This window comes from uncultured Corynebacterium sp., assembly GCF_902782855.1.
Classification (GTDB): Bacteria; Actinomycetota; Actinomycetes; order Mycobacteriales; family Mycobacteriaceae; genus Corynebacterium.
The window spans coordinates 1-3,685 of sequence record NZ_CACZOO010000365.1; the positions used below are offsets into that span (position 1 = coordinate 1).

Genomic DNA, 3,685 nt, shown 5'->3' on the forward strand with positions numbered 1-3,685 from the left:
AGGTGTCCCCAGTGCGACAGTGAGGATGATGACCGCCGCACCCGCCACGCCGACGGAGACCCACTGCAACGGACGCAGCCGTTCACGCAGGACGAGCACACCCAACAGAACGCTGACCAGCGGGTTGATGAAGTACCCGAGGGCGGCGTCGGCGACGTGGTCATTGTTCACTGCGTAGATGTACAGACCCCAGTTGCCGGCGATGAGCACGGCGGCCACGGCGATGCGTCCCCACTGGCGCGGCGTGAGCCGCCGGATCCAGCGGAAACCGCCGCCGTGGTCGCGCCCCAGCACCGCCAGGACGACGGCGACGAAGACAAGCGTCCACACGAACCGGTGGGCGAGGATCTCCATCGGGTCGGCCGGTTCGAGGAGGGGGAAGAAAGCGGGGAAGAAGCCCCACATCAGGTAGCAGGCGACACCCCAGATCACGGTGCGGGAACCTCCGGTTGCGCCACAACGGGCGCCGGTGCGGTGTCCTCAAGCGGGCGCACACCGAAACGGCCGTAGACCGCGTCGGCAGGCAACGGTTCCACGGCCCGGACCCCGGGGGTGGATGCCACGGCATGTAGCTCCGCAGGGGTCCCGTGGACGATGACGCCGGTGATCCGGAGCGCCTCATCGGTGTCCGGGACGCCTGCGGACGCCGCGACCCGCTGCCTGGCCCCGATGAAGACATCCTCACGACGGTGGCCGACCGCGGGTTCGGGCAGGGCCCACTGCACCCCGCCGGCGAGGAGGGTACTGACCCGCAGATCCGGCTGGTCGGAGAAGACGGCGGTGAGTGCGGCGACGTCCGCCGGACCGTCCGGGCTGACAAGCGCCCAGCGCGGGGCGTCCCCGGTGGTCGAGGCGAGGGTGTCCGCGGCGCGCGACAGGTAGTCCCCGGTGGACTCCCCGGTCTCGGGGCCGAGCACATCACCGTTGACGGCGGTGGGGCGCGACAGCCGGTCGGAGTTGGACAGCGCGACGACGGTGACGACCAGGGCGACCAGACAGGCCACCGACACCCACATCACCCAGGCGGGACGCCGCGTGTCCTCCCATTCGAGCCGCCGACGCGTCCGCCGGTCGGCCGAGATCTGCTCGGCGGAACGGAACCGGCCCATCAGTTCGTCTCCCGTAACCGGTCGAGTGCGGTCTGCAGGTCCGCCGGATAGGGCGACTCGATCATCATCCACCGACCGTCCGGATGCGGGAAGCCGAGGTGGACGGCGTGCAGCCACTGTCGCGACAGCCCGAGCCGCTTCGCCAGCGCGGGATCGGAACCGTACATCGGGTCACCGGCACACGGGTGGTGCAGGGCGGAGAAGTGGACGCGGATCTGGTGGGTCCGTCCGGTCTCCAGGTGGACACGCACCAACGTCGCCTCCCGGAAGGCCTCGATGGTCTCGTAGTGGGTGACGGCGTGGCGTCCACCATCCAGGACAGCGAACTTCCAGCGGTGACCGGGATGACGGGCGATGGGCGCGTCGATCGTCCCGTCGGTGGGATCGGGGTGCCCCTGGATGAGCGCATGGTAGGTCTTGTCGACCGTGCGGTCACGGAAGGCACGCTTGAGCACGGTGTAGGCGCGTTCGGACGCGGCCACCGCCATGACGCCCGAGGTGCCGACGTCGAGACGGTGGACGATACCCTTACGTTCCGGCGGTCCGGAGGTCGAGATCCGGAACCCGGCGGCGGCCAGACCCGAGGTGACGGTGGGCCCCTCCCAGCCGATCGTGGGGTGTGCGGCGACACCGACCGGCTTGTCGACGACGATGACGTCCTCGTCAGAATAGAGGATGCCCATGCCCTCCACAGCGCGGGCCGGCTCGGCGGCGAGGTCGCGTGGCGGGGCGGGCAGGGTCACGTCGAGCCAGGCACCGTCGACGAGACGGTCTGACTTGCCGACACGCTGCCCGTCCTGGACGATGTCACCGGCTTCCGCCAGGTCGGCGACGACGGTGCGGGAGAGGCCGAGCAGCTTCGACAGGCCTGCGTCCACCCGCATCCCGGTGAGACCGCCGGGCACCGGCATCATCCTCGATTCACGGTCGCTCATGCCGGTCCCTCCGTGTCCCGCCGCTTCGGCTCGATGAACAGGCCGTAGATGATGTATGTGATGACGCCGACGGTGATGCCGGAGTCGGCGACATTGAAGATGGCGAAGTCGCCGATCGAGATGAAGTCGACGACATGGCCGTGCAGTCCGCCCGGGTCCCGGAACACCCGGTCAATGAAGTTACCGGCCGCACCGCCACCGATCATCCCGACGGCTGCGGTCGTCCACGGGTCTTTCACCCGGAATGCGAGGACCACGCACAGGACCGCGGCGAGCAACTGGATCACCGCGAAGACAGCGGTGGCCCCCTCACCCATGGAGAAGGCGGCACCGGAGTTGCGGATGAGATAGAGGCGGGCGAACTCGCCCAGGACCGGGTAGCTGGTCCGCGGCTCGAGGAATTCGACGACGGCCCACTTGGTCAACTGGTCGAGGACGACCACCCCCACGAGAACCACCAGAGCCCGGGGAACCACTCTGGAGTTCAGGGAGTCTACGGGGGGTCTGGAGGAGGGGGCCTGGGTCACGGATGTCCATCCTAGCGGGTGTTCCGGTGGAGGTTGGTAACCTGACGGTCGTGCACAGACGACGATCCCTTCCCTCAGCCGTGGCTGTCCTGGTCTCCACCGTCGCCCTGGGGTCGACCCTGGGCCTGAGCGGCTGTATCTCCTCGGACGACGGCCCCGACCGTGCCGCACCGGTCGAATCCCCCGTCGACGGTGTGTCGGTCTCGCTGCTGGCGGCCGGTTCCGCCCCCACCGGCCCCCTGGTCTGGTTCGCCGACGACGGCGACCAGACCGGGGTGTTCACGGTCAGGTGGGGTTACGGGCAGAAGGTCGTCGGCGGTGACGAACAGGGCACCGCTGACGGCGAGGCCCCGTACTCCGAGCTGTCCGCCGACCTGCCCTACGCGGCGGCAGCGGCCACCGACGGCGACCAACTTGAATCCACCGTGACCATCGGGACTCCGGACGGCAGCAACGAAGCCCTCGACGAGGACGGAAACGCCGACCTCAGCGAGGACATCGCCACCGCCGAAGGTTTCCGCATGGTGCAGAGGTACAGCGACGACGGCAAGGTGACCTCCCGGTCGTTCGCCGCTCCGGAGGAGGCGACCGACTCCGCCCGGGCGGCTGTCGAGAACAACCTCGGACAGATGACCGCCCTGCCCCTGGTCTTCCCGGCGGACGCCGTGGGCGAGGGGGCCAGGTGGACGGTGACCGGGCCGGTCAGTGACAGCGCCTCCGGAGTCGCTATGCGGCAGACGGTGACCTACACCCTCACCTCACGCAGCGGTTCCCGGGTGGAACTCGACGTGGACATCGAACGGATCCCCACGGTGAAGCAGATGGCGGGGACGGACCTGGAGGTGCTGGACTCGAAGAGCACGTCCAGCGGTTCACTGACCCTGGATCTGCGGCGTCCCCTGCCGTTGAGCGGGTCCGTGAAGACGACGACCGAGGTAACCTACGGTCAGCCGGGCTCGCCGGTGACGGTGGTGCAGGAGTCCCGCACCACCTCGACCTGGACCACCGGCGGGACCACCGGGGGAGACTAGGCGGCAGGCACCTCCCCCTCGGGGACGTCACCGGCAGGCGCCTCCCCCTCGGGCGCTTCCCCGGCAGGCGCCTCCCCCTCGGG

Annotated in this window: 5 protein-coding genes; 1 reads left to right on the forward strand and 4 read right to left on the reverse strand. The window is 69.4% G+C overall.

What is annotated here, in order from left to right; genetic code table 11:
• The 4 genes from QZV72_RS14610 to lspA all read right to left on the reverse strand — a co-directional run.
• On the reverse strand, nucleotides 1–432 hold a 432-nt coding region (locus QZV72_RS14610; RefSeq protein WP_297009461.1), incomplete at its 3' end, for an EamA family transporter.
• Nucleotides 429–1,109, reverse strand: a complete 681-nt coding sequence (locus QZV72_RS14615) for a hypothetical protein (RefSeq protein WP_297009463.1) — start codon at nucleotides 1,107–1,109, stop codon at nucleotides 429–431. The genes QZV72_RS14610 and QZV72_RS14615, both read right to left, overlap by 4 nt.
• Nucleotides 1,109–2,044, reverse strand: a complete 936-nt coding sequence (locus QZV72_RS14620) for an RluA family pseudouridine synthase (protein ID WP_297009464.1) — start codon at nucleotides 2,042–2,044, stop codon at nucleotides 1,109–1,111. Before QZV72_RS14620 ends, QZV72_RS14615 begins: the two co-directional genes overlap by 1 nt.
• Nucleotides 2,041–2,520, reverse strand: a complete 480-nt coding sequence (gene lspA / locus QZV72_RS14625) for a signal peptidase II (RefSeq protein WP_367119108.1) — start codon at nucleotides 2,518–2,520, stop codon at nucleotides 2,041–2,043. The genes QZV72_RS14620 and lspA overlap by 4 nt, the downstream gene beginning before the upstream one ends.
• 101 nt (nucleotides 2,521–2,621) lie before the next feature.
• Here lspA and QZV72_RS14630 point away from each other — a divergent pair, with 101 nt between their 5' ends.
• Nucleotides 2,622–3,602 carry a hypothetical protein gene (locus QZV72_RS14630; RefSeq protein ID WP_297009465.1) on the forward strand — a complete coding sequence of 327 codons (981 nt, stop codon included), beginning with the start codon at nucleotides 2,622–2,624 and terminating at the stop codon, nucleotides 3,600–3,602.
• The last annotated feature ends 83 nt before the right edge of the window (nucleotides 3,603–3,685 follow it).